Source organism: Arthrobacter sp. AOP36-A1-22 (assembly GCF_052377615.1).
GTDB lineage: Bacteria > Actinomycetota > Actinomycetes > Actinomycetales > Micrococcaceae > Arthrobacter_H.
On record NZ_JBQSWX010000009.1, the window covers coordinates 52,689 to 74,897 of the forward strand.

Below are 22,209 nucleotides of genomic sequence, written 5' to 3' on the forward strand. Positions count from 1 at the left end.
CCGATGCTGAAGGACCTGCCCCTGCCCGCCACACTCACGGTGCGCGGCGGCCCGTTGACCCTGCGCCGGGCGCAGGAGGGGGATCTGCCGGGGCTGATGCGGTTGCTGGCCGATGATTCGATCAGCGCCTCCCGCGGTGATGGCCCCGGAAGCGATCCGGAACCCTATCGGCTCGCGCTGCAGGACCTGGTGGACGATCAGGGGAACGACCTGCTGCTCGTCGAGGACCCCGACGGCACCGCCATCGCGATGCTGCAGCTGACCCGGACCCCGGGGTTGAGCCGCCGGGGCAGCACCCGGCTGCTCGTGGAAGCGGTGCGCGTCGGAACCGGGCACCGGTCCGCCGGTCTCGGATCTGCGATGCTGCGCTGGGTCACCGGGATCGCCGCCCCGGCCCTGGGAGCCTCCCTGGTCCAGTTGACCTCGGATGCCTCCCGGGTCGAGGCCCACCGGTTCTACACGCGGCTGGGGTTCGTGGGCTCGCATATCGGGTTCAAGTACCAGTTGCCCTAGACCGCCCGGCGGGCTCCGAAGCGCAGGGCCAGCAGATCCAGCAGTTGGAGGGCACAGAGCTGCTGGTGGCTGCGCAGGGCGGGGCTGGTGGACAGTGGTTCCCGGCTGCCGGCTTCCGCATAGTAGATGAACAGGGCGGAGAACCAGGTGTCCAGATCCGCGTCAGCGGCCCCGGCCGTCAATTCCCAGGAGGAGACCTCCTCGAGGGAGAGGCCGCCGTCGAGCAGGGAAGGCCAGAGCACCGCCCAATCGGCCCAGCCGGGACCGGTGGCCAGGTAGTTCCAATCGCAGATCCAGGCGGTACCGGCCGGGAATCCACCGGACGCGGCCCGGGAGATGACCACGTTGTCGGCCCGCAAGTCGTTGTTCAGCGGCACGGGCCCGGACAGGGCGGTGTCGATGCGGGAGGCCGCCCGCAGGATGTCCCCGGCCAATTCGTCCCCCGCCGAACCGATGAACCACGGGGGCAGATGGTCGGGGCGCCGGCCGGACTCCAGGACCATCCGTCCGCCGTCGAGGTCCGCGAGGTGGGTGTCCCATTGGAGTTCGAGGCGTCCGGTGGCGGGCAGGCTTGCGGAGGCGTCGCCCAGGACCTGGTTGGTGAGCAGGCAACTGTTGTGGATGGCCCGGGCATCGGCCAGGGTCCATGGGGTGCCGGGCATCCACCCGTCCAGTGCCGTGGTGGCGAAGACCAGCCACCCGGCGAGGATGTCGTGCTCCAGCAGTGACGGGACCGGGGCGCCGGAGGGCAGGACCCCCAGCACTTCGACCTCCCGGGCATACGCGGGGGCGATGTGTGGATCATCCGCCGGGATGGCCTTGACGAAGAGCGGACGGGGCCCGCGAAGGACAGCGGCGAACCCGTGGGTGAAGCCACCCCCGGCGGGGTCCACGGCGTCGAGGCGTCCGCCGACCCAACGCGTCAACAGCTCCCTGACCTCCTCGGGGAGGTCCTGCCACCGGGCGCGCCGGGCCGTGGAAGTGTAGTCAAGGTCCGGGCGCCGGTCCGCCAGGGGGCCGGAGGCCTTGTCATTGGTCATCCAGTCCACCATTCTGGGATCGGGTCCACGGGCCCGCCGACAGAGCACGCACCACTGGAGAGGCACCACCATGGCCGACGTCGTCCTATTCCACCACGCACTGGGCCTGACCCCCGGGATCGAGGGGTTCGCCGAGCTCCTGAGGGCCGGAGGACATACGGTGCACACTCCCGACCTGTTCGATGCGCACTGCTTCGAGACCCTGGACGAGGGGGTGGCCCACGCCTCGAAGATCGGTTTCGGGGAGCTGGTGGGCCGCGGCACCCGGGCCGTGGAGGATCTGGGCCCGGAACTGGTCTACGCAGGATTCTCCCTGGGCGTGATGCCGGCCCAGAAGCTGGCGCAGACCCGTCCCGGGGCCGCCGGCGCCCTGTTCTTCTCCTCCTGCGTCCCGGTCACCGAATTCTCGCCCTCCTGGCCGGCCGGGGTCCCCGTGCAGATCCACGCCGCGGAAGAGGATCCCTATTTCATGGACGAAGGAGATGCCGACGCCGCCCGCGCCCTGGTCGCCGAGGCGCCGGCCGCCGAGTTGTTCCTCTACCCGGGGTCGGGCCACCTGTTCGCGGACTCCTCCACCGCCGAATACGACGCCGGGGCGACGGACACGATGCTGGCCAGGGTCCTGGCCTTCCTCGGCTCCCACTGACCCGGGGGACGGGGACGGGGACTCCAGGGTGTCCTAGAGCCGCCCGGTGGCCTTCAACCGGATGTAGGTGTCGGCCAGTAGCGGAGGCAGCTCCAACGGGGCGGCGTCGACGATCTCGGCGCCGACGGCCCGCAGTTGGGTCTTCAACGCCTCCCGCTGCTGCAACGTCCTGGCCGCGGCAGCCGCCCGGTACACGGCCGCGGCATCGGAGACATCGGCGGCCCGTTCGTCCAGCTCCGGGTCCCGCACCGCGGCGATGACCACCACATGCTGGGAGGTGAGCGCCGGCAGGATGGGCAGCAGCCCCTCTTCCACGGCGCCGGAGTCCAGGGCGGTGAGCAGCACCAGCAGGGAACGGTGCGTGGAGATGGCCCGCACCTGTGCCGGGAGGCCGGAGAAGTCCGCCTCGATGAGTTCGGGCTCCAACGGGGCCATCGCTTCGACCAGCTGGGTGAGCATGACGGCCTTGGACGCCGATTCGACCCGGGCCCGTGGCCTGCGGTCGTAGGCCAGGAAATCGACCCGGTCCCCGCCGCGTTCGGCCAGCACCGCCAACAGCAGGGAGGCTTCGATCCCGGTATCGAGCCGGGGTTCGTCGGCCACCCGGGCCGCCGAGGTGCGGGAGGTATCCAGGACGATGACCACCCGACGGTCGCGTTCGGGCCGCCAGGTCCGCACGACGACGTTCTGTCGGCGGGCGGTGGCCCGCCAGTCGATGGAGCGCACGTCGTCACCGCGGACGTAGTCTCGAAGTGAATCGAATTCGGTGCCCGCGCCCCTGACCTGGATCGCGGCCCGGCCGTCCAATTCGCGCAGACGCTGGAGCTTGGAGGGCAGATGGCGTTTGGCGTGGAAGGGGGGAAGCACCCGCAGGGTGCCTGCGCTGGCATGGGTGAGTTGACGGGCCGCCAGACCCATTGGACCCGAGGACCTCACGGTGGTGTGGTGCACCGATAGGTCCCCGCGCCGGACCGGTTGCAGGTTGATCGCGAAGACCCGGCGCTCGCCGGCGGGCAGGTCAATGGGAAAACGGGTGTTCCGGGCTCCCGTCGAGGGCTGCCAGCCGTCCCGGACGGAACCCCGCAACCTGCGGGTTCCTGGATTATGCAGATACAGCTGGGCCGTGGCCGGTTCCCCCAGGCGCACACTGCGCGGGATGGCCCGTTCGATGACCACCACCCGGGGGGAGGCGGCCAGGGCGACATCGAGTCCCGCCAGGGCGGACAGCACGCCCAGGGCGATGAGGATCGTGGGCACGCCGGGCCAGAGGACGACCGGCACGAGCCCGAGCAGGGCCAGCCAGACGAAACGGCGGTACAGGGCCATGCCGGGCCCTAGCGGGGGACCGGCACGGTGGCCAGGATGGACTGCAGGACGTCGTCGGCCCCGACCCCATCCATCTGTGCCTCGGGCCGCAGGGATACCCGGTGGCGCAGGCACGGCAGGGTGAGGACCTTGACGTCGTCGGGGGCCACGAAGTCGCGGCCGGAGAGCCACGCCCAGGCCCGGGAGGTGTTCAGCAAGGCGGTCGCCCCGCGGGGGGAGACGCCCAGCTGGAAGCTGGGGGCATTGCGGGTCGCCCGCGCGATGTCGACGATGTAGCCGATGACCTCCGGTGACACCGTCACCGCGGCCACCGCCCGGCGGGCTGCCGCCAGGTCATCGGCGCTGGCCACCGCCCGGACCCCCGCCGCTGCCAGGTCGCGGGGATCGAACCCTGCGCCGTGGCGGCGGATGATCTCGATCTCGTCCTCGCGTTCGGGAAGCTCCATGGTCAGTTTGAGCAGGAACCGGTCCAGCTGGGCTTCGGGCAGCGGGTAGGTGCCTTCGTATTCCACGGGGTTCTGCGTCGCGGCCACGATGAAGGGTTCGGGCAGCAGCCGGCTGATCCCGTCCACGCTGACCTGACGTTCCTCCATGGCCTCCAGGAGCGAGGCCTGCGTCTTGGGCGGGGTCCGGTTGATTTCGTCCGCCAGCATGATGTTGGTGAACACCGGGCCCTCACGGAAACTGAAATCGGCGGTGTTCGCGTCGTAGACCAACGAACCGGTCACGTCGCCGGGCATCAGGTCGGGGGTGAACTGGACCCGCTTGGTATCCAGGTCCAACGCCGCCGACAGGGTGCGCACCATCAGCGTCTTCGCGACCCCGGGCACGCCCTCGAGCAGCACGTGTCCCTGGGCCAGCAGGGCGATGAGGAGCCCGGTGACCGTGGCATCCTGCCCGACGACGGCCTTGGACACCTCATGGCGCACGTCCAATAGCGCCTGGCGGACCGTATCGGCCTCTTTGACTTGTTCGCTCACGGGATCCCGATCTCCTTTTCGACGGTATGCAATTCCTGGGCCCATTCGACCAGTCCGGCCTCGCCGGTGATCTTTTCGGGGAAATAGAGGCGGCGCAGGCGGGAACCGGGCAGGCCCGACTCCTTGGCCGCAGTGGCTACGATGTCATCGGCCCGGCTGCCGTGCCCGAGCCGGAGGCGGACGGCGAGGCGGTCCAATGACGCCGACCGCAGGGCGGCGACGGCCGCGTCGATGGCCTGGGCGTCCCGGTACAGGCGGGCCCGGCCCTCGGCGGTCTCCGAGGCGGGGACGACGACGGGAAGCGGTTCGCTCACCAACGGGCCGTCCCGGCGGGCCCGCCAGAGGATCGCGATGACCCCCAGGAGCAGCAGCCAGCCGGAGGCCGGGGAAACCCAATCCGGGAGCAGTTCGAAGGGGTTCGCCGCGGGGCCGGTGAACTCGTGGTCCGCCACGGTGGGCTGGTACCAGACGAGCGTTGGTTCGGCCCCCAGGGTGCGCAAGGCCAACGGGGCATGGTCGAAGTCCAGGACATGGCCGTTGTCGAGGTAGGCCGGGTTGCCCAGCACCGTCGTCGTCCCCTCCACGACGTAGCCGTAGGCCTCGTGGTCCCGGGCCCCGTAGTTGAAGCATCCCCTCGCGGCGCGGTACTTCTTCCCGCCGGCGGCGGCCTCACGCGTTTCGGCGACGGCGGGAACCGGGCAGTCGGCAGCCACCGGGGAGTCGGCCTCCTCGGGGACGACGCCGGCCGGGCGGGTGGAGGGGGCGAAGACCCGGAGCTCATCGAAGCCCGGCTCCACCAGTACGGTCCGGCCGGCGGCCTCGTCCAGTTCGGTGAGTTGGTCCTGGTTCAGGTAGCCGCCCTGGTCGTGGAGCAGCAGCGTGGTCCCGCCGTCGGCCCGCAGGGCAGCCAGGGCGGCGTCGAGTCCGTCGGGTTGTTCCACGGAGATGTCGTGGTCCGCCAGGACCCGTGCCACCGCCTTCCCGCCCTCGGGGCCGGGGTTCTGCGGGCTCAGGACCCGGGTGTCGTGGGGGCCGTTGGCCAGGGCGTAGTAGACGGCGGCGAGCACGGCCACCACGGCGATGATGATCCACAACCGCCAGGCCCGCCAGCGGCCGGCCCAGACCGAACGGGCCGAGGCCGGACGCGGGGCCGCCAGCAGGCGATCGCCATCCTTGATCCGACTCATCTGGGCACCACCACTGCCGGGTCCGCCCGGGCGGCTGAGGGGGTGGCCGTGGAGAGGCGGTCCTCCAGCGTGGTCAGGTTGCGGGCGTCCTCGGCGCTGGGCTCGTGATGACCGTAATGCACCGCGTTGAAGAGCCTGGCCGCCTCCCGCAGTGCCGGGGATTCGCCGGCGAAGGCCTGCCCGAGCGCGGTGGAGACTTCGGTGGCGGTCCGTCCGGGCCGGGGCTCCAGCAGGGTGCGTTCCTCGGCCCGGGCCAGCAAGGCCCTGAACCGCTCCAGGACGGCGGTGGCATAGTCGGCCGCCAGGAAGGCGCGGTCGGCCCGTCGACGGTAGTCCTCGGCGCCGAGGGTGGCATCCAGGTCCACCTCGGCCCCGGCCTCCTGCGCCGTGCGGGCCCGGCGCTGCAACCGGGGGCGCGCGAAGAGGACGACCAGGGTGATGAGGATGGCCAGGGCCAGCAGGACCACGAGCCAGCCCAGGTTCGGGGCCAGCGCATTCAAGGAATCCACCCACTGGACGAAATCGGCCCAGACCTGTTTCAGGAAGACCACGATGGGGTTGGGCATCGCCTGGGCATACTCCTGCCGGGCCAGTTCCCGCGTCAGCTCACCGGTGGCTTCGTCCCGGTCGGGAAGATAGTGCGGGGCCTGCAGGAGGAGGGGCAGCGCGGAGGGCATCGGGTCAGCGGCCCGCCGGGTAGCCGGGGGAGTTGCCCGCCGGGGGGACGGTCGGCAGGCCCGGGATCGGGGCATCGATGCCGCTGTCGAATTCACGCAGCAGGGTCATGTCGAAACCGTCGCGACGGAACCGCAGATCGGTGTAGAGCAGCGTGGTGACCGAGCATTCGTAGGCGAAGCCCAGTCCCGCGGCGATACCGCCGAGGATCGTGCTGACGAAGCCGATCTTGACCAGGAGGCCGGCCAGGGCCGCCGGATCCTCGGGGGCCAGCATCCCGCCCAGCAACCCGGAGATCATGCTCAGCGGGGAAGTGATCAGGCTGGTGATGATCGCGACGATGATGCCGGTCAGCAGCAGGATCCCGAAGCACCGCCACCAGGAGGACTTCACCAGGGCGAAGGATCGGGCCATGGCCGCCAGCGGTGGCAGGTTCTCCGCCACGACGGCGTGGACGGTGAACGTCAGTTTGATCGAGATCCAGAGCGTGGTGGGGATGGCCAGCACCACGACGATGGCCGCCGTGGTGAAGGTGGCGGCCGTATCGGCGTTGAAGGCCACGAGGGTCACGATGCCTGCGCAGATGGCCAGCGCCGCGATCCCGGCGATCAGGTACAGCAACGCGACCAGCAGGAGCCTGCCGATCGAGGGGCGCAGGATCCGCAGGGCCTGCCCGAAGCGGGTCTTGCGGTTCAGCGTCGCCCGCAGCACGGGGATGGTGATGGCCCCCTGGACGATGATCATCAGGAACACCGAGGCCAGCCCGGCCGCCAGGCTGCCCGCGACCATGGTGATCAAGGATCCGGCCAGGGCGCTGAAATCCGGTTCGGCACCGTCGGCGAAGCCGGGGTCGGCGATGACGGTGAGCAACGGGATGGCCAGCAGGGCGCTGATGGTTCCGATGAAGAGCTGGACGATCACCGACAGGCCCAGCGTGGAACCGGCATTGCGGCGGACCGCCTGGAAGGCGCCGTCGAGCATGTCCCCGAGACCGAGTGGACGCAACGGGACGACCCCGGGCTTCGGCGGCGGGGCATATCCGTAGGGGCCCGCCGGGGGGAAGCCCTGGCCGGGAGGCGGCATCCCTCCGCCGGGGCCCGGTGGTCCTCCCCAGGAGCCGGGGGCCGGGTGGCCCCAGCCCTGGCCCGGTGCGGCCCCCCACCCCTGCTGCGGTGGGTTCTGCCAGCCGGGCGCCGCCGGTGGTTCGAAGCCCCCGGGAGCCGGCGGGATTCCGACGCCCTCCGGCACTCCGGCATCCTGACCGGGCTCGGAACCGGGCAGGTCGTCGGGGTTGGGTGGGTATTCAGTCATGCCGTTGGTGCCCCTCGCATCGCGTCAGTGTCCGAACCAGCCTAACGGGGCTCGGTGCGCCGCTGCAGGGGGCGCACCGCTGACCCCTATAGTGGAGGGCAGGTTCAAAGAGACACCAGTGAGACGTTCAGACGGAAGAGGGGTGCCATGAAGGCCCGAGTTTTGGTGGTCGACGATGACGAGGCGCTGGCCGAGATGATCGGCATCGTGCTGCGTAACGACGACTTCGACCCGGTCTTCTGCTACGACGGGGCCCAGGCCCTGGACACCTTCCGCGAGGTCAAACCGGATCTGGTCCTGCTGGATCTGATGCTGCCGGGCATGGACGGCATCGAGGTCTGCCGGCTGATCCGGGCCGAAGCGGATGTCCCGATCGTCATGCTCACGGCCAAATCCGATACCGCAGATGTGGTCCGTGGACTGGAGTCGGGGGCCGACGACTACGTCCCGAAGCCGTTCAAGCCGGCCGAACTCATCGCCCGGGTCAGGGCCCGGATGCGTCCGGGGGAGAAGCATGCCCCGGAGACGCTGAAGATCGCGGACCTGGTGATCGACGTGGCCGGGCACTCGGTGACCCGGGGTGGGGAACCGATCTCGTTGACCCCGCTGGAATTCGATCTGCTGGTGGCATTGGCCAGGAAACCGTGGCAGGTCTTCACCCGTGAACTGCTGCTCGAACAGGTTTGGGGCTACCGGCATGCCGCCGATACCCGGTTGGTGAACGTCCATGTGCAGCGGCTGCGGTCCAAGGTCGAAACCGACCCGGAGAACCCCGAAGTCGTCCTGACCGTGCGCGGAGTCGGATACAAGGCCGGACAGGGCTGAGCATGGAGACCTCCGCCGCGGACCACCCGGCGGCGGAACCCGACGACGGGGAGCCGCCGGTCTCCCGGGCCTTCCTGCTGCGCCCGCAGGCGGACCGGGAGGGCTCCCGGTGGAAACGCATGGTCACCGCGTGGCGGCGCTCGCTGCAATTGCGGGCCGTGGCCACCACCGTGCTGCTCTCCGCGTTGGCGATGCTCGGGGCCGGGATCTTCCTGTCGAACCAGATCGCCGACGGCCTGTTCCAGGAACGCTTCAACCAGGTCCAGGAGGAATCGGTCCGTGGCCTGAACCAGGTCAAATCCAACTTCGAGTCCGCGGCCACCACCGACCGCTCCAGCACCGTGGCCTTCGTCAATGACACGTTGAAGCTGGTCGAGGGTGATGGTGCCAGCGTCCAACGCGACTTCATCCTGACCCCGCTGCCCAGCTCCGAGAACATCTATGTCCCCAACACCGCCAGTGGCGGACTGACCAATGCCGTCATCCCCGACACCCTGTCCACCACCGTGAAGGACAGCCCCGGGGTCTATTGGGAATCGATCAGCTTCCCGCATGCCAGCTACGACACCCCTGGTCTGGCCTTCGGCACCACGGTCCAGTTGCCGCCCGGGCGCGACTATGCCCTGTATCTGGTCTACGACCTGGATTCGGTACAGCAGACCCTGGACTTCATCCACCGGGTGCTGGCCATCGGTGGGGTGCTGTTGCTCCTGGTCACCGGCGGCATCGCCTGGTACACCACGCGTCTGGTGGTCCGCCCGGTCTCCACCGCCGCCTCGGCCTCGGAGAAGTTGGCCGCCGGACAGTTGCAGGAACGCCTGGAGGTCCACGGCGAGGACGAGATCGCCCGGCTGGGGATCTCGTTCAACCGGATGGCCACCAACCTCCAGGACCAGATCACCCAGCTGGCCACCCTGTCGCAGATGCAGCAGCGCTTCGTCTCGGACGTCTCTCACGAACTGCGCACCCCGCTCACGACGGTCCGCATGGCCGCCGAGGTCCTCCACGACGCCCGCGAGGACTTCGACCCGATCAACCGGCGCTCCGCCGAACTGCTCTACAACCAGGTCGAACGCTTCCAGACCCTGCTCAACGACCTGTTGGAGATCTCCCGTTTCGACGCAGGGGCCGCGCTGCTGGATGCCGAGGTCCTCGATCTGGTTCCGGTGGTTCGGCGGGTCGTGGAGACCGCGAGCCTGCATGCGGAGAACCTCGGATCCGAATTGCGCGTCCACCTCCCCGAGGAGGGGTGCGCCGTGGAGATGGACCCGCGCCGCATCGAACGGATCATCCGCAACCTGGTGATGAACGCCGTCGAACACGGGGACGGGAATCCGATCGACATCACCGTCGGCCAGGATGAATACGCGGTCGCGGTCAGCGTGCGCGACCATGGGATCGGAATGGACCCCGAAGAGGCCTCGCGCGTCTTCGACAGGTTCTGGCGCGGGGATCCCGCCCGGGCCCGGACCACCGGAGGCAGTGGGTTGGGACTATCCATCGCCACCGAAGACACCCGCCTGCATGGTGGGTGGCTGCAGGCCTGGGGTGAGAAGGGCGAAGGAGCCTGCTTCCGGCTGACGTTGCCACGGCATCTGGGCGAATTGCTCGGTTCCTCGCCGTTGCCCCTGATGCCGCATACCCAGCTGGCGCTGGGCCAGTCGCTGGGCATGGGGGAGCCCGCCCCGTACACGGCCTCGCTGCCCACCCTGCCCACCCTGCCCACCGGGAACCTCGCCTTGCCCGGCTCGATCCTGCGGGCGGTTCCACCGGCCGAGCGGGCCACCGCGGTGTCCCCCTCCCCGGACCCCGACGACCAGCAGCCCGCCGCCCCGGACCGGATGGACCCCCACGGTGATGACCGGGCTGCCGCGGGAGGGCCGGAGGAACAGGACCCGGGAAGCATTGCCGACGACGAGCCCGGCACCGGGAAACAGGGAGGACAGGATGCTTAAGCACAGGGCATGGCACGGCGGCGGGGCCCGGGTCACCAGGGTACTCGGGGCCCTCGTCGCGGTCCTGTTGGTCATCACCGGTTGTGCCTCGATCCCGACGTCGGGGCCCGTGGGCACCAGTGCCCCCGAAGCCGCCGGCCAATCCGATTTCTCCTATGCCTTCGATCCTCCCGGGCCCACCAAGGATGCTTCCCCGCAGCAGATCATCGAGGGGTTCCTGCGCGCGGGCATCGACCCGCAGGACGATTACAGCGTGGCCCGCGAATACCTGGCCCGGGATGTCTCCCGGGAATGGCGGGCCGCGGACCGGACCACCGTCTATACCTCCGAACCCAACATCGTGGAGAATGTCGAAAAAGGCAGCTACACGGTGGAGGTCTCGGAGACCTCCAGCATCGACGAATACGGGCTCCTGACACGCAAGAAGGAACGGACCACGAAGTCGGTGGACTTCGAACTGGTCCAGGTCGACGGCCAATGGCGGCTCTCGAAGGTCCCGGATGGCACGATGATGGACGAGGGAAGCTTCGCGATCGTGTTCAAGTCCTACCCGTTGTACTTCTACGATTCCACCGACACCTACGCCGTGGCCGACTACCGGTGGTTCGCCACGCGGCAGGGCCTGTCCGCGACCGTCACGGCCGCACTGTTGGCCGGCCCCGCCCCTTATCTGCGCAATGCCGTCAGCAGTGCCTTCCCCGAAGGCAGCGAACTGGCGCGGGCCTCCGTGCCGGTGGAGTCCAAGCGGGCCACGGTGGACCTGAACGAGGCGACGTTCACCGATGCCAACGAGCTGCAACGACAACTGATGCAACAGCAGCTCGAATTGACGCTGAGCCAGATCCAGAACGTCAGCACGGTCACGATGACGGTCGCCCAACGGGCCGTGAGCCTGGGCAGCGTGGCCGAGGGGTTCACCGATGCCATCGTCGAGGCCTCGGTGCCGAACACCCAGATCGCGATCGCCAACAATTCCCTGGTGTTCTACCAGGGCAACGGCGTCGTCCCCGTGGGAGGGGTCCAGGACATCTCCTCGCATAAGCCCCGCGACCCGGCCATGTCTCCCGCGGACAATCGTTTTGCCTTCCTGAACGGCAAGCGCACCCAACTGTTCACCGTGGACGAATCCGGGGTGGTCCATGAGGCGACCACCGGGCAGAAGTTGTTGCGTCCGAGCATCGACGTCCACGGCTGGACGTGGACGGTCGGCAACGACGGACGCACCCGGGTCAGGGCGACCCCCTCGGACACGAAGAAGGACGGCCCCTCACGCCAGGTCAATGCCGGATGGATGTCCAAGGCGGATGTCACCTCCCTGCGGGTTTCCCCCGATGGGGCCCGGGCCCTGGTGATCGCCAAGGTCAAGGGCACGACCGGAGTCTACATCACCGGCATCATCCGTGACAGCGAAGGCGTCCCGCGCGGGTTCACCGATCCGTTGAAGCTGGACTCCTCGGTTCCGGTGGAGCGGGGGGTGTGGAACTCCTCGGATTCCGTGGTGGTGATGAAACCCAGCGACACCAAGGCCGTCCAGGCCGAAGAACTCTCCCTGGATGGAAGCACCAAGGAACTGGAACCGTTGTTGGGGATGACCAATATCTCCGCCGGCCCGGGAGACCAGCGTACGGTCTACGCCGAAACCCCCGACGGGGTCTACTCGCAGGTCTTCTCCACCTGGAAGAAGCGTGAGGGCAAGGCCACCCAGCTCGCCTACCCGGGGTAGCGGCCCGCTGTCCACAGCCGCTGGTCCGGACCTTCCAGACATGGCCCGCCCCGGGGACCATGAAGGCATGGAGTACCCGGCATTACCCGATCGGTGGGGTCGTCGCCTGGACTCGGTGGCCTTCTCCTCCTCGGTCCGGGGGCCGCTGTCGGCCCTGGCCGAACTCGGTTCGGTGGCGGCGCCCAGCGACTGTGTGTTCTGCCGCCGGCCCGATGTGGTGATGTGCCGGTCCTGCCGGGGCTCCTTCCGGGCCGCGACCGTCCGTCCCTTCCAGGCCCAGGACGGGGCCGAGTCCCTCCCGTTGGATCCGAAGGGGGAACCGTTGGCCGTGGTGGCCGGGGGAGTCTATGCCCGGGAGGTCTCGGCCGCCGTCCTGGCGTTCAAGAACCGCCAACGGGTCTCCTTGGCCGGGGTGTTGGGCCCGGCCCTGGCAGGGGCCCTGCGGGTCGCCGGGGAGGGCTTTGACGACGGGGTGGTGCTGGTGCCGATCCCCTCGACCCGCATCGCCCGGGCCCGCCGCGGCTATGCCCCGGTGGACGTGCTGTTGACCTGGATCCAGCGCCGGGCCCTGTTGCCGCCGTCGACCAGCCTCGCCCGCATGCTGCGGGTCCGCCCCGGACCGCCATGGGCGGGGGCCGCGCAGAAGACCAAGGGCCGGCGTGCCCGCTCGGGTAGTGCCGCACAACTGGTCCTGCGTCGCACGCGGGGGATCCCCGACCGTCCGGTGCTGCTGGTGGATGATGTGCTGACCACCGGGGCCACCCTGGCCCGGGCGCATCACCAACTCCAGGCCGCCGGGGTCCGGGTCGAGGGTGCCGTGGTGCTGGCCGCGACCGCTGCACCGCGGCACGGGGACGGGTCAGCGGTGGGCGCCCCGGATCCCGACGGGAGCGACACGCCCACCGGATCCCGGCCGGGACGCTGAGGAATTCGATGCCAGACCACATGTCGAGTGACGTGGATCACGAAATGAACGGTGGGAAGGCTTGATTAACCTGCGCGCTGGATTACGGTTGAGTATGGGCACCTCACCAAGAGGAGAAGAACCCATCTTCAGCGGTTGAAAGGAGAGACTTTCAGCCGCTGTCGTGTCACCCGAGGTCAGTAGGAGGACACCATGGAGATGCACATCACCGGGCGCAATGTGACGGTATCCGATCGATTCCGCGAATACGCGGATGAGAAGACGGGCAAGATCGAGCAGTTGGCCAGCAAGGTCCAGCGCCTCGACGTGAAGGTCACCAAGGAACCCAACGCCCGGCAGGCCGAAGCCCAGCTGACAGTGGAGATCAGCGTGGTGGGCAGCGGCCCGGCCATCCGTGCCGAGGCCAAGGCGGCCGATAAGTTCGCGGCCTTCGATACGGCCTTCGCCAAATTGCTCGAGCGGCTGCGGCGGGCCCGCGATCGGCGAAAGGTCCACCACGGCCGGCAGACACCCAAGGCGGTGTTCCAGGCGACGTCGACCCTAGAACCGGTCAGCAGTACCATGCCCCTGCATGAACAAACCCGTCAGGAACAGGACCAGGAACGCGAAGCAGCCGAAGCCGCCGAGGAAAGCCCGGTCGAGATCCGCCGTAAGGTCTTCCCCTCCGAGACCATGAGCGTGGACGATGCGGTGGACCGCATGGAACTGGTCGGGCACCCGTTCTACCTGTTCGTCGATGCCGACACCGGGGCCAGCTCGGTGGTGTACCGCCGGCGGCAATGGAACTACGGGGTGATCACCCTCGACGACAACCACTCCGACGAGGAGACGGTGGAGACCCGGAAGTACCGTGGCTCGCAGGGCGCCGCCGTGTGATGACGGCTCCGGGGCCCGAAAGGGCTCCATGACCCGATCGATGACCTTGGCCCAGGCCCGGCGCATTGCGCTGGCGGCCCAGGGACTTCATCAGGAACGGCCCACCCGCCGGGCGACCGCCCGGCAGGTGGGCCGGACCTTTGAGCGCCTGCAATTGTTGCAAATTGATTCGGTCAACGTCCTGACCCGGGCCCACTATCTGCCGCTCTTCGCCCGGTTGGGGCCCTACGATCGGGCGGCATTGGACCGGTTGTCCTCCCGGTCGCCACGGCGGATGGTGGAGTACTGGGCCCACGAAGCAAGCTTCATCCGGCCCGAACACCACGCCGACCTGTTGCTGTGGCAACGACGGACCTGGATGGGCAGCTTCACCCCCGATCGTCCCGAACTCGGTGAACTGGCCGACCGGATCCTTGACCTGCTGGGCTCCTCACGGCCGCTGACGGCCCGTGAGGTGGCGACTCGTTTGGGACACCATGAAGTGATCGACCGTTCCGGCTGGGGATGGAACCGCTCCTCGGTGAAGGAGGCGTTGGAAGCCATGTTCGCCCTCGGGCAGGTCGGCTCCGTGAACCGCAGCACCCAGTTCGAACGGCGTTATGCCCCCATCTCCACGGTCCTTCCCCCACAGGCCCGCAGTGCGGGGCCGCCGCGGGCGATCGAGGGGGTCGGAGGTGGCATGGTCGTCGCGGCCACCGACGCCGAGCGCTCCACCTCCGCCCGCAGGCTGATCGAGGCCGCGGCCAGGGCTCACGGCATCGGCACCGTGCGTTGCCTGGCCGATTACTTCAGGCTCCCGGTCCGCGCCGCGGCCGAAGCCGTGGAACGACTCGTCGAGGACGGGGTGCTCGAACTGGTCGATGTCCAGGGGTGGCCCGGCCGCCAATACCTCCACCACCAGGCTCTCAAACCGCGCCGGGCACGGGCCCGGGCGCTGCTCAGCCCCTTTGACTCGCTGGTCTTCGAACGACGGCGCCTGGAGGAGCTCTTCGGTTTCCACTACCGGCTCGAGATCTACACCCCGGCCGCCCGACGACGCTACGGCTACTACGTCCTGCCCTTCCTGTTGGGCCAGGACCTCGTGGCCCGGGTGGATCTCAAGGCCGATCGGGCGCGGGGAGTGCTCCTGGTCAGATCCAGCCACGCCGAACCGGAGGCACCCGCTGAAACCGCCCGGGAACTGGCGTCCGAGCTTTCCCTGATGGCTGAATGGCTCGGTCTGGAATCGGTGCAGGTCGAACTGGAGGGTAACCTTTCCCTAGAACTGGCCAATACGGTGGGGACACGAAGCGCGGGAACCTGAAAGGGCCGCCGATCGTGTCTCCCGTAGACTGGTCAAGCCAGAATTCCTGTGCCTGAGATTTGGAGCTACCACGTGGCATCACTGCTAGAACGCGTCCTGCGGACCGGCGACAAGAAGACCCTGAAGCAACTGCGCGGATACGCGCAGGCCATCAACCTGCTTGAGGACGAATTCCGGGCCATGTCGGATGCGGATCTGCGGGCCGAAACCGAGGACTTCAAGAAGCGCTTCCAAGAGGGCGCTTCGCTGGACTCCTTGCTGCCCGAGGCCTTTGCCGCGGTCCGCGAGGCATCCGACCGCACGTTGGGCATGCGTCACTTCGACGTCCAGCTCATGGGCGGGGCGGCCCTGCATCTGGGTGACATCGCCGAAATGAAGACCGGTGAAGGCAAGACGCTGGTGGCGACCGGGCCTGCCTATCTCAACGCCATCTCCGGCAAGGGCGTGCACATCATCACGACCAACGACTACCTCGCCGAGTACCAGTCGGACCTGATGGGGCGCGTCTTCCGCTTCCTGGGCCTGACCACCGGCTGCATCCTGGCCAACCAGGATCCTTCGGTGCGCCGTCAGCAGTATGAAGCGGACGTCACCTACGGGACGAACAACGAATTCGGCTTCGACTACCTGCGCGACAACATGGCTTGGAGCAAGGATGAACTCGTCCAGCGCGGCCACAACTTCGCCATCGTTGACGAGGTCGACTCCATCCTCATCGACGAGGCCAGGACCCCGTTGATCATCTCGGGCCAGGCCCAGGGGGATGTGAACCGCTGGTTCAGCGAGTTCGCCCGGCTGGTGACCCGCCTGGACGTCGACACCGACTACGAGGTCGACGAGAAGAAGCGCACCGTGGGCGTGCTGGAGGCGGGGATCGAAAAGGTAGAGGACCACCTGGGCATCCACAACCTCTACGAAGAGGCCAACACCCCGCTGATCGGCTTCCTGAACAACGCCATCAAGGCCAAGGAATTGTTCAAGAAGGACAAGGACTACGTCGTGATCAAGGGCGAAGTCATGATCGTCGACGAACATACCGGCCGTACGCTGGCGGGACGCCGCTACAACGAAGGCATGCACCAGGCGATCGAGGCGAAGGAAAACGTCGAGATCAAGGCGGAGAACCAGACGATGGCCACGGTCACATTGCAGAACTACTTCCGTCTGTACGCCAAGCTTTCCGGCATGACCGGTACCGCACAGACCGAGGCGGCCGAGTTCATGGGGACCTACAGCATCGGTGTCGTGGAGATCCCCACGAATAAACCGATGGTGCGCAAGGACCAGTCGGATCTGATCTACAAGAACGAAATCGCCAAATTCGATGCCGTCGCCCAGGACATCGTGGAACGCCACGCCGCCGGACAGCCGGTGCTGATCGGTACCACCAGCGTCGAAAAGAGCGAATACCTCTCCCGCAAACTCGCCCAGGAGGGCGTGCGCCATGAGGTGCTCAATGCCAAGCAACACGCCCGTGAGGCCGCCGTCATCGCCCAGGCCGGCAAGAAGGGTGCGGTCACCGTGGCCACCAACATGGCCGGCCGCGGTACCGACATCATGCTCGGCGGCAACGCCGAGTTCCTCGCCGTCGCCGACATGGAGCGCCGTGGCCTCGACCCCGAGCGCGACTCGGAGGAATACGAGCGGATCTGGGACGACGTGTTCGCCGCCGCCCGCGAAAGCGTGAAGGCCGAGGCCGAGGAGGTCCGCGGGTTGGGCGGTCTCTACGTCCTGGGCACCGAACGCCACGAATCCCGCCGTATCGACAACCAGTTGCGCGGCCGTTCCGGACGTCAGGGCGATCCGGGGGAGTCCCGTTTCTACCTGTCCATGACCGACGAACTGATGCGGCGCTTCAACGCCAACGCTGCCCAGCGGATCATGAACAACCCCTCGATGCCCGAGGACATGGCCCTGGAGTCCAAGATCGTGTCGCGGGCCATCGAAACCGCCCAGGGCCAGGTCGAGTCGACCAACGCCGAACAGCGCAAGAACGTCCTGAAGTACGACGACGTCATGAACCGCCAACGCGAAGCCATCTACGGCGACCGCCGGCGCATCCTTGAAGGTGGCGACCTGCAGGAGCAGGTCCAGCACTTCCTGGAGGACGCCATCAAGGCCATGGTGTCCGAGGCGACGAGCTCGGGGCACGGCGACGACTGGGACTTCAAGCAGTTGTGGACGAACCTGGGGCAGTTGTACCCGATCGCCTTGACCATCGAGGAGGTCCTGGAAGAAGGTGGCGGCCCCGGCCGCATCACCCCGGAGTTCCTGTACGAGGAAATCCTTTCCGACGCCCGCGTCCAGTACGAGGAACGCGAACGGGCCATCGGTGCCGAGAACCTGCGTGAACTCGAACGCCGGGTGGTCCTGAGCGTGATCGGACGCAAATGGCAGGAACATCTCTACGAGATGGACTACCTCAAGGAGGGCATCGGCTTGCGGGCCATGGCCCAGCGCGACCCGCTGGTCGAATACCAGCGCGAGGGCTACGTGATGTTCCAGACCATGATGGAGGCCATCCGCGAGGAAAGCGTCGGCTTCTTGTTCAACCTCGAGGTCGAGGTCGCCGCACCGACCCCGGTGTCCTTGCCCGGGGTCACCGACGGACGCTCCAACACCACGACGCCGGTGCTCAACACCCCCGGCCTGGATGCGCCGGCCCCTCCCTCGACCTTGCAGTACACCTCACCCAGTGAGGACGGGGAAGCGGAATCCCGGGTCGAGCGGTCGGCCTCGGCGGCGGCCAAGACCAAGGGCAAGGCCAACCGGGCCGAGCGGCGCTCGAAGAAGGCCAAGCGCAGCTAACCCAACTGCAGATCGACTACGGTCCAGTGTCCGTGTCGCCGCTCCACCCGGAGAGCGGCGGCACGGACACGGTCGTTTTCGGCCACCACCAGACTCGCCTCGTAGGCGCCGGTGGCCACCGGGCAGAGCCGGGTCCGTCTGATCGAGGTGTTGCGCCGGGAGCGGGTTCCGTCATCGGGTCGGGTCGCGTTGATCAGGGCGACCCGGCAACGGAGCTTCTCGTACTGGCCGGCCTCGAGCCAGCGGGCCAGCTGGTGGACCGGTCTGACCCCCGTCATCGATTCGAAGGCCGCCAGGGCAACCATGCGCACGATCGTCTGCACATGGGCGACTTCCTCCCGCCGGGACGCCTCCGCGGCGTCGTGCCGTGCCGGTGGAACCCTGGGGTCCGCAGCGGACCCGTTCGAAGTGCTGGCGGGGTAGCGGGGTGTGGTTGCCGGGAGCAGATCGGCGAATTTGCGCACCGGCAGGGGGCGGATCATTGCCTCCGGTGTTCCGGCGGAAAACCCCGGTCCGATCCCGGGGCCGTTCACGGGGCCCGGCGGCGGGGGTTCCGGTTGTGCTGACTGGCTCATGGCTCCTACTTTCCGTTGTGGTCCAACTCGGCCGGAGGCCGGGTCAAGACGGTTCCGATGGACAACAGGTTGGGGTCCGGGCCGATGGCATCCCGGTTGGCGTGGTACCAGCGGGGCCAGGCATGGGCGATTTGTGCGTCACTGGCTCCGGGCCCGGCCATCCGTGCGGCGATCCGCCAGAGGGAATCCCCGGCGCCGACCACCACGGTCCTTCCCGGTGCGGGGGCATCGGCCGGACTGCCCATCAGCCGCTCCATCGGTGCTGCCGGCCGTTCGGCATTCCACCGGGGGGTGGGTAGCTGCCGTTCGGTCCAGGACGCCGTGGGCACCGTGGACCGTGGGTCCTGGAGTGCCAGCTCCGGTACCGCGATGCGGAAGGTGGCAGACGAGGCAGCGACGGGGGGAACCGGTGCGAGGGCGTGGGCGGCCGGGACGATCAGGAGTTGGGTGCCGAGCAGGGCTGCCGCCGCCCGGCGCATGAAGACCGGCGAAAGCCGTGCGGTGCGATCGGCGCCCGCCGTCCGTCCTCTCCGGCGTAGGAATTCACTGAGGCAGGCGGCAAGGAAGCTGAAAATCCACCACCCGATGACCGCCAGCCCCAGCACGACGCAGCAGAGGGCGGCGCTGCGGTCCCAGCTGGCGGGGGAGCGCGTCGCCGCATCGCCCCACTCGGGTCCGCCGGACAGTCGGATCACCGCACAGAGCGACAGCAGGATCGTGCAGAGTCCGATCAGGACCCCGCTCACCCCCGAGGCTGTCTGCCGGGGGTCACCGGTCGGTCCTGGAACCATTTCCATCACTCTTTTCATTTGATGCAGTTTGATGTTATTTGGTGTTGATTGAGATCGAGCATGGCACTCGGGATCCCCGCTGTCCAGAGCCGAATGGAAATCGGTGGGAATAGGGTGGGCCCATGCGCTGGGAATCACTATTCGCCGATCTGGAGTCCCAGCTCAATGCCGTCCGGGCGCGGGAGCGCACCGTGGAGATCCAGGAGATGGTCCGGATCGAGCGGTCCCAGCTGCGCCTCTGGGACTATCTCGCCGGCCAGACGGGCGCGGAGATCACGCTGGACCTGCTCTCCGGTCAGCGGCTGCGCGGGGTGCTGGTGCATGTGGGGGCGAATTGGTTGTCGCTGCTCGAGGGCCATGCCGAATACCTGGTGTTGGCTCCCGGCATCAGGTCGATCGAAGTGGCCGGAGAGCGTGCCGCGGTCGTGGACCAGACCGCGGTACGACGCCGGCTCAGCCAGGGTGCTGCCCTGCGTTCACTGGTGCGCAACCGGGCGCGGGTCACGGTGTGGGCCGTGGACGGGGCCGCCTTGGGGACCGGGACCCTGGATCATGCCGGTGCCGACCATTTGCGCCTGGCCCGGCATCCGGCCGACGGGTACCGTCGCAGCGCCGAGGTCAGATCGGTTGCCCTGCTGCCATTCGCCTCGATCTCCGTCCTGCGTCATGAGGGCTGATGGCCGCCGACGATCCACAGATCGGGCCCACCCCTTGGGTAGTGGGGGTTTAGTCATTAGTGTTGACGCGTAGGGAGGAATCATTCACCGTAACTTCTCCCACCAACGCGGTCTGTGTCATCACAGTCGGCGGGAAGCAGAGGCAGCGTGGCAACCGATGTACAGCACAGCCAACCGGCGCGCAGACTGCGCAAACCCGGGTGGAGGGATCCCCGGCTGATCGTTGGCATCCTGTTGGTTATCGGCGCCGTGGCCGGAGTCCTCACCCTGCTGTCCTGGCAGAACAAGACGGTGCCGGTATACGTGGCCAGCCAGGACATCAGCATGGGGGAGAAGATCGAAGCCTCCGGATTGGACGTTGTCGATGTGCGGCTGGATTCCGTCCAGGACCAATACCTCACCGCCCGGCAGGCCCCGTCCGAGGATCTTCGGGCCAATACGCTGATCCGCAGCGGTGAACTGGTCCCCCTTGCCTCGCTGGGCGGCCGCGACCCGCAGAACCGCAAACCCCTCTCCGTCGAGTTGTCCCGGGACCTGCCGGTGGCGGTGGCGGTGGGCACCCGTGTTGATGTGTGGGCCGCCGAACGGGCCAAGGACTCCACGACCTATCAGGAACCGAAGAAACTGTTGGAAACCGTGGAGGTCAGTGCCATCCGCGAACTCGATTCCGGTTTCGGCGGGGTCTCGGGGCAGGTGGTTGAGCTCCTCGTGACCGATGAGGACCTGCCCGGGATGATTTCCGCCTTGGCCAATGAAGCGCAACTGACCGTGGTGTTCGCCGGCGGAGGGTCTGCCGGATGAGTATCGCCGTCGTGGTCTGGGGCCGGGCCGGGGACCTGGCGGACCGTCTTGAACGATTGCGCGGCATGGTCACCATCGTGAGGCACTGCGAGGAACTGGGCGAGGTCGTGGCCTTGGCCGAATCCGGCTTGGCCGATGCCGCGTTGTTGCTGGGACCGCCCATGGACATCGATGCGGAATTCGCCGACGAGCTGTCCTTCCACGGCGTCCCGGCGGTGGCCATCACGGATGAACCCTCCCAGGCCGGGCGGCTCGCCGGGCTCGGTCTGGGCGTGGAACCGGAAACCGCGCAGGAGCAGTCGGTCTCGGATCTGCTCGAACTCCTGGTTTCCGGCGCCCACCGTCCAGCGCCACGCGGTGCACGCCGGGCGCAGTCCCCCGCAAGGACGGAGCACATCCCGGAGCCGGCCCCGGGACGGATCCTGGCGGTCTGGGGCCCGGCGGGATCGACTGGGAAGACCCTGGTTGCGGTGAACCTGGCTGCCGAAGCGGCCATGGACGGCCAACGGGTCGTGCTGCTCGACGCCGATACCTACGGCGCCAGCGTCGCCGTCCATCTGGGGCTGCTCGACGAGGCTGCGGGGCTGGCACAACTATGCCGGCTCTCGGACCAGGGCATGCTCGACGAGGCGGGGTTCGAACGCTCCTGTGCCGTGGTCGCGGTCGGAGGGACAACGCTCCGGGTGGCCACGGGCTTGTCCCGGCCCCAACGATGGCCCGAACTGCGGGCCGGGGCCTTGGCCCGGGTGCTGGACTTCGTGCGTCGTCGGGCCGACCTGGTGGTCGTCGATGTCGCCTCCTTCCTCGAACGCGACGAGGACCTGACGTATGACACGTCCGCCCCGCAACGCAATGGTGCGGCCCTGGCCGTGTTGGAGTCGGCGGCCGAGGTCATCGCCGTCGGCTCGGCCGACAGCGTCGGGGTTCCCCGGATGATCAAGGGCCTCGAGGATCTGCGCGAGATCCTGCCCGGAACGACTCCCCGGGTGGTCTTCAACCGGGTGCGTCGTTCGGCGGTCGGACCCGCCCCGGAACGGGCCCTGGTGGAAAGCTGGGAGCGCTTTGGTCCCGGTGGCGGGATCGACGGGCTGCTGCCCTGGGAACCGGACACCGCGGACCGGGCCTTGCTGCAGGGCAGCGTGCTGGCAGAGCTGGCTCCCGAGAGTGTTCTGCGGGCCGGGATCGCGGCCCTGGTTTCGGTGGAAGTCAGGCGTCGTGCAGGGTTCTTCAATCGCTGATACAGCCCATTGGGAGCTAACCGGTCCGCGGGTT

General features: G+C 68.2%; 20 protein-coding genes. 12 read left to right on the plus strand and 8 right to left on the minus strand.

The window, feature by feature from the left end:
* Positions 1–3: 3 nt before the first annotated feature.
* On the plus strand, positions 4–513 hold the full coding sequence (locus ACT3S2_RS07550; RefSeq protein WP_444561484.1) for a GNAT family N-acetyltransferase: 510 nt from the start codon (positions 4–6) through the stop codon (positions 511–513).
* Here ACT3S2_RS07550 and ACT3S2_RS07555 read toward each other — a convergent pair.
* Positions 510–1,553 (minus strand): hypothetical protein, encoded by a 1,044-nt coding sequence (locus ACT3S2_RS07555; RefSeq protein ID WP_444561485.1) that lies wholly within the window; start codon positions 1,551–1,553, stop codon positions 510–512. The two genes, ACT3S2_RS07550 and ACT3S2_RS07555, sit on opposite strands and share 4 nt — an antisense overlap.
* A 70-nt stretch (positions 1,554–1,623) precedes the next feature.
* Between ACT3S2_RS07555 and ACT3S2_RS07560 the strand changes: the two genes are divergently transcribed.
* On the plus strand, positions 1,624–2,199 hold the full coding sequence (locus tag ACT3S2_RS07560) for a dienelactone hydrolase family protein (protein WP_444554372.1): 576 nt from the start codon (positions 1,624–1,626) through the stop codon (positions 2,197–2,199).
* A 33-nt stretch (positions 2,200–2,232) separates the two neighbouring features.
* Here the strand turns inward: ACT3S2_RS07560 and ACT3S2_RS07565 are convergent, their stop codons facing one another.
* The 5 genes from ACT3S2_RS07565 to ACT3S2_RS07585 are packed head-to-tail and all read right to left on the minus strand — an operon-like array spanning position 2,233 to position 7,678.
* Positions 2,233–3,525, minus strand: coding sequence for a DUF58 domain-containing protein (locus ACT3S2_RS07565; RefSeq protein WP_444554373.1), 1,293 nt, complete (start codon positions 3,523–3,525; stop codon positions 2,233–2,235).
* An 8-nt stretch (positions 3,526–3,533) separates the two neighbouring features.
* Positions 3,534–4,550, minus strand: coding sequence for an AAA family ATPase (locus ACT3S2_RS07570; RefSeq protein ID WP_444554374.1), 1,017 nt, complete (start codon positions 4,548–4,550; stop codon positions 3,534–3,536).
* Positions 4,502–5,692, minus strand: a complete 1,191-nt coding sequence (locus ACT3S2_RS07575) for a DUF4350 domain-containing protein (protein WP_444561486.1) — start codon at positions 5,690–5,692, stop codon at positions 4,502–4,504. The genes ACT3S2_RS07570 and ACT3S2_RS07575 overlap by 49 nt, the downstream gene beginning before the upstream one ends.
* Entirely contained in the window at positions 5,689–6,369 is a 681-nt protein-coding gene (locus tag ACT3S2_RS07580; RefSeq protein WP_444561487.1) for a DUF4129 domain-containing protein, read from the minus strand. Before ACT3S2_RS07580 ends, ACT3S2_RS07575 begins: the two co-directional genes overlap by 4 nt.
* 4 nt (positions 6,370–6,373) lie before the next feature.
* Complete coding sequence (locus ACT3S2_RS07585; RefSeq protein WP_444561488.1) at positions 6,374–7,678, minus strand: hypothetical protein; 1,305 nt, start codon at positions 7,676–7,678, stop codon at positions 6,374–6,376.
* A 147-nt stretch (positions 7,679–7,825) separates the two neighbouring features.
* Here ACT3S2_RS07585 and mtrA point away from each other — a divergent pair, with 147 nt between their 5' ends.
* The 7 genes from mtrA to secA all read left to right on the plus strand — a co-directional run bounded on the left by mtrA (position 7,826) and on the right by secA (position 18,093).
* Positions 7,826–8,503, plus strand: a complete 678-nt coding sequence (gene mtrA, locus ACT3S2_RS07590; RefSeq protein WP_444554378.1) for an MtrAB system response regulator MtrA — start codon at positions 7,826–7,828, stop codon at positions 8,501–8,503.
* A gap of 2 nt (positions 8,504–8,505) precedes the next feature.
* Positions 8,506–10,458: an MtrAB system histidine kinase MtrB gene (gene mtrB, locus ACT3S2_RS07595; RefSeq protein ID WP_444554379.1), complete on the plus strand. Its 1,953-nt coding sequence runs from the start codon at positions 8,506–8,508 to the stop codon at positions 10,456–10,458.
* Complete coding sequence (locus tag ACT3S2_RS07600; protein WP_444561489.1) at positions 10,451–12,181, plus strand: LpqB family beta-propeller domain-containing protein; 1,731 nt, start codon at positions 10,451–10,453, stop codon at positions 12,179–12,181. Before mtrB ends, ACT3S2_RS07600 begins: the two co-directional genes overlap by 8 nt.
* A 40-nt stretch (positions 12,182–12,221) precedes the next feature.
* On the plus strand, positions 12,222–13,106 hold the full coding sequence (locus tag ACT3S2_RS07605) for a ComF family protein (protein ID WP_444554381.1): 885 nt from the start codon (positions 12,222–12,224) through the stop codon (positions 13,104–13,106).
* Between the two features lie 192 nt (positions 13,107–13,298).
* A complete protein-coding gene (hpf, locus tag ACT3S2_RS07610; protein ID WP_444554382.1) occupies positions 13,299–13,982 on the plus strand; it encodes a ribosome hibernation-promoting factor, HPF/YfiA family in 684 nt (227 codons plus the stop codon).
* A gap of 28 nt (positions 13,983–14,010) precedes the next feature.
* Positions 14,011–15,285 (plus strand): winged helix-turn-helix domain-containing protein, encoded by a 1,275-nt coding sequence (locus ACT3S2_RS07615; protein WP_444554383.1) that lies wholly within the window; start codon positions 14,011–14,013, stop codon positions 15,283–15,285.
* A gap of 72 nt (positions 15,286–15,357) precedes the next feature.
* Positions 15,358–18,093, plus strand: coding sequence for a preprotein translocase subunit SecA (gene secA, locus ACT3S2_RS07620; protein WP_444554384.1), 2,736 nt, complete (start codon positions 15,358–15,360; stop codon positions 18,091–18,093).
* Here secA and ACT3S2_RS07625 read toward each other — a convergent pair.
* Positions 18,090–18,668, minus strand: a complete 579-nt coding sequence (locus ACT3S2_RS07625; RefSeq protein WP_444554385.1) for an Rv3235 family protein — start codon at positions 18,666–18,668, stop codon at positions 18,090–18,092. The two genes, secA and ACT3S2_RS07625, sit on opposite strands and share 4 nt — an antisense overlap.
* Positions 18,669–18,673: 5 nt before the next feature.
* Positions 18,674–19,477: a LysM peptidoglycan-binding domain-containing protein gene (locus tag ACT3S2_RS07630; RefSeq protein WP_444561490.1), complete on the minus strand. Its 804-nt coding sequence runs from the start codon at positions 19,475–19,477 to the stop codon at positions 18,674–18,676.
* Between the two features lie 104 nt (positions 19,478–19,581).
* Here ACT3S2_RS07630 and ACT3S2_RS07635 point away from each other — a divergent pair, with 104 nt between their 5' ends.
* From ACT3S2_RS07635 to ACT3S2_RS07645, 3 genes are all read left to right on the plus strand, one after another.
* Positions 19,582–20,136 carry a hypothetical protein gene (locus tag ACT3S2_RS07635; RefSeq protein ID WP_444554387.1) on the plus strand — a complete coding sequence of 185 codons (555 nt, stop codon included), beginning with the start codon at positions 19,582–19,584 and terminating at the stop codon, positions 20,134–20,136.
* A gap of 147 nt (positions 20,137–20,283) precedes the next feature.
* Positions 20,284–20,937 carry a hypothetical protein gene (locus ACT3S2_RS07640; protein WP_444554388.1) on the plus strand — a complete coding sequence of 218 codons (654 nt, stop codon included), beginning with the start codon at positions 20,284–20,286 and terminating at the stop codon, positions 20,935–20,937.
* Positions 20,934–22,175 (plus strand): AAA family ATPase, encoded by a 1,242-nt coding sequence (locus tag ACT3S2_RS07645; protein WP_444554389.1) that lies wholly within the window; start codon positions 20,934–20,936, stop codon positions 22,173–22,175. The genes ACT3S2_RS07640 and ACT3S2_RS07645 overlap by 4 nt, the downstream gene beginning before the upstream one ends.
* The last annotated feature ends 34 nt before the right edge of the window (positions 22,176–22,209 follow it).

Coding starts and splice junctions, on each gene's coding strand:
- ACT3S2_RS07550 (WP_444561484.1), top strand. CDS start 4: ATGCTGAAGGACCTGCCCCTGCCCGCCACACTCACGGTGCGCGGCGGC.
- ACT3S2_RS07555 (WP_444561485.1), bottom strand. CDS start 1,553: ATGACCAATGACAAGGCCTCCGGCCCCCTGGCGGACCGGCGCCCGGAC.
- ACT3S2_RS07560 (WP_444554372.1), top strand. CDS start 1,624: ATGGCCGACGTCGTCCTATTCCACCACGCACTGGGCCTGACCCCCGGG.
- ACT3S2_RS07565 (WP_444554373.1), bottom strand. CDS start 3,525: ATGGCCCTGTACCGCCGTTTCGTCTGGCTGGCCCTGCTCGGGCTCGTG.
- ACT3S2_RS07570 (WP_444554374.1), bottom strand. CDS start 4,550: ATGGGCCCAGGAATTGCATACCGTCGAAAAGGAGATCGGGATCCCGTG.
- ACT3S2_RS07575 (WP_444561486.1), bottom strand. CDS start 5,692: ATGAGTCGGATCAAGGATGGCGATCGCCTGCTGGCGGCCCCGCGTCCG.
- ACT3S2_RS07580 (WP_444561487.1), bottom strand. CDS start 6,369: ATGCCCTCCGCGCTGCCCCTCCTCCTGCAGGCCCCGCACTATCTTCCC.
- ACT3S2_RS07585 (WP_444561488.1), bottom strand. CDS start 7,678: ATGACTGAATACCCACCCAACCCCGACGACCTGCCCGGTTCCGAGCCC.
- mtrA (WP_444554378.1), top strand. CDS start 7,826: ATGAAGGCCCGAGTTTTGGTGGTCGACGATGACGAGGCGCTGGCCGAG.
- mtrB (WP_444554379.1), top strand. CDS start 8,506: ATGGAGACCTCCGCCGCGGACCACCCGGCGGCGGAACCCGACGACGGG.
- ACT3S2_RS07600 (WP_444561489.1), top strand. CDS start 10,451: ATGCTTAAGCACAGGGCATGGCACGGCGGCGGGGCCCGGGTCACCAGG.
- ACT3S2_RS07605 (WP_444554381.1), top strand. CDS start 12,222: ATGGCCCGCCCCGGGGACCATGAAGGCATGGAGTACCCGGCATTACCC.
- hpf (WP_444554382.1), top strand. CDS start 13,299: ATGGAGATGCACATCACCGGGCGCAATGTGACGGTATCCGATCGATTC.
- ACT3S2_RS07615 (WP_444554383.1), top strand. CDS start 14,011: ATGACCCGATCGATGACCTTGGCCCAGGCCCGGCGCATTGCGCTGGCG.
- ACT3S2_RS07625 (WP_444554385.1), bottom strand. CDS start 18,668: ATGAGCCAGTCAGCACAACCGGAACCCCCGCCGCCGGGCCCCGTGAAC.
- ACT3S2_RS07630 (WP_444561490.1), bottom strand. CDS start 19,477: ATGAAAAGAGTGATGGAAATGGTTCCAGGACCGACCGGTGACCCCCGG.
- ACT3S2_RS07635 (WP_444554387.1), top strand. CDS start 19,582: ATGCGCTGGGAATCACTATTCGCCGATCTGGAGTCCCAGCTCAATGCC.
- ACT3S2_RS07645 (WP_444554389.1), top strand. CDS start 20,934: ATGAGTATCGCCGTCGTGGTCTGGGGCCGGGCCGGGGACCTGGCGGAC.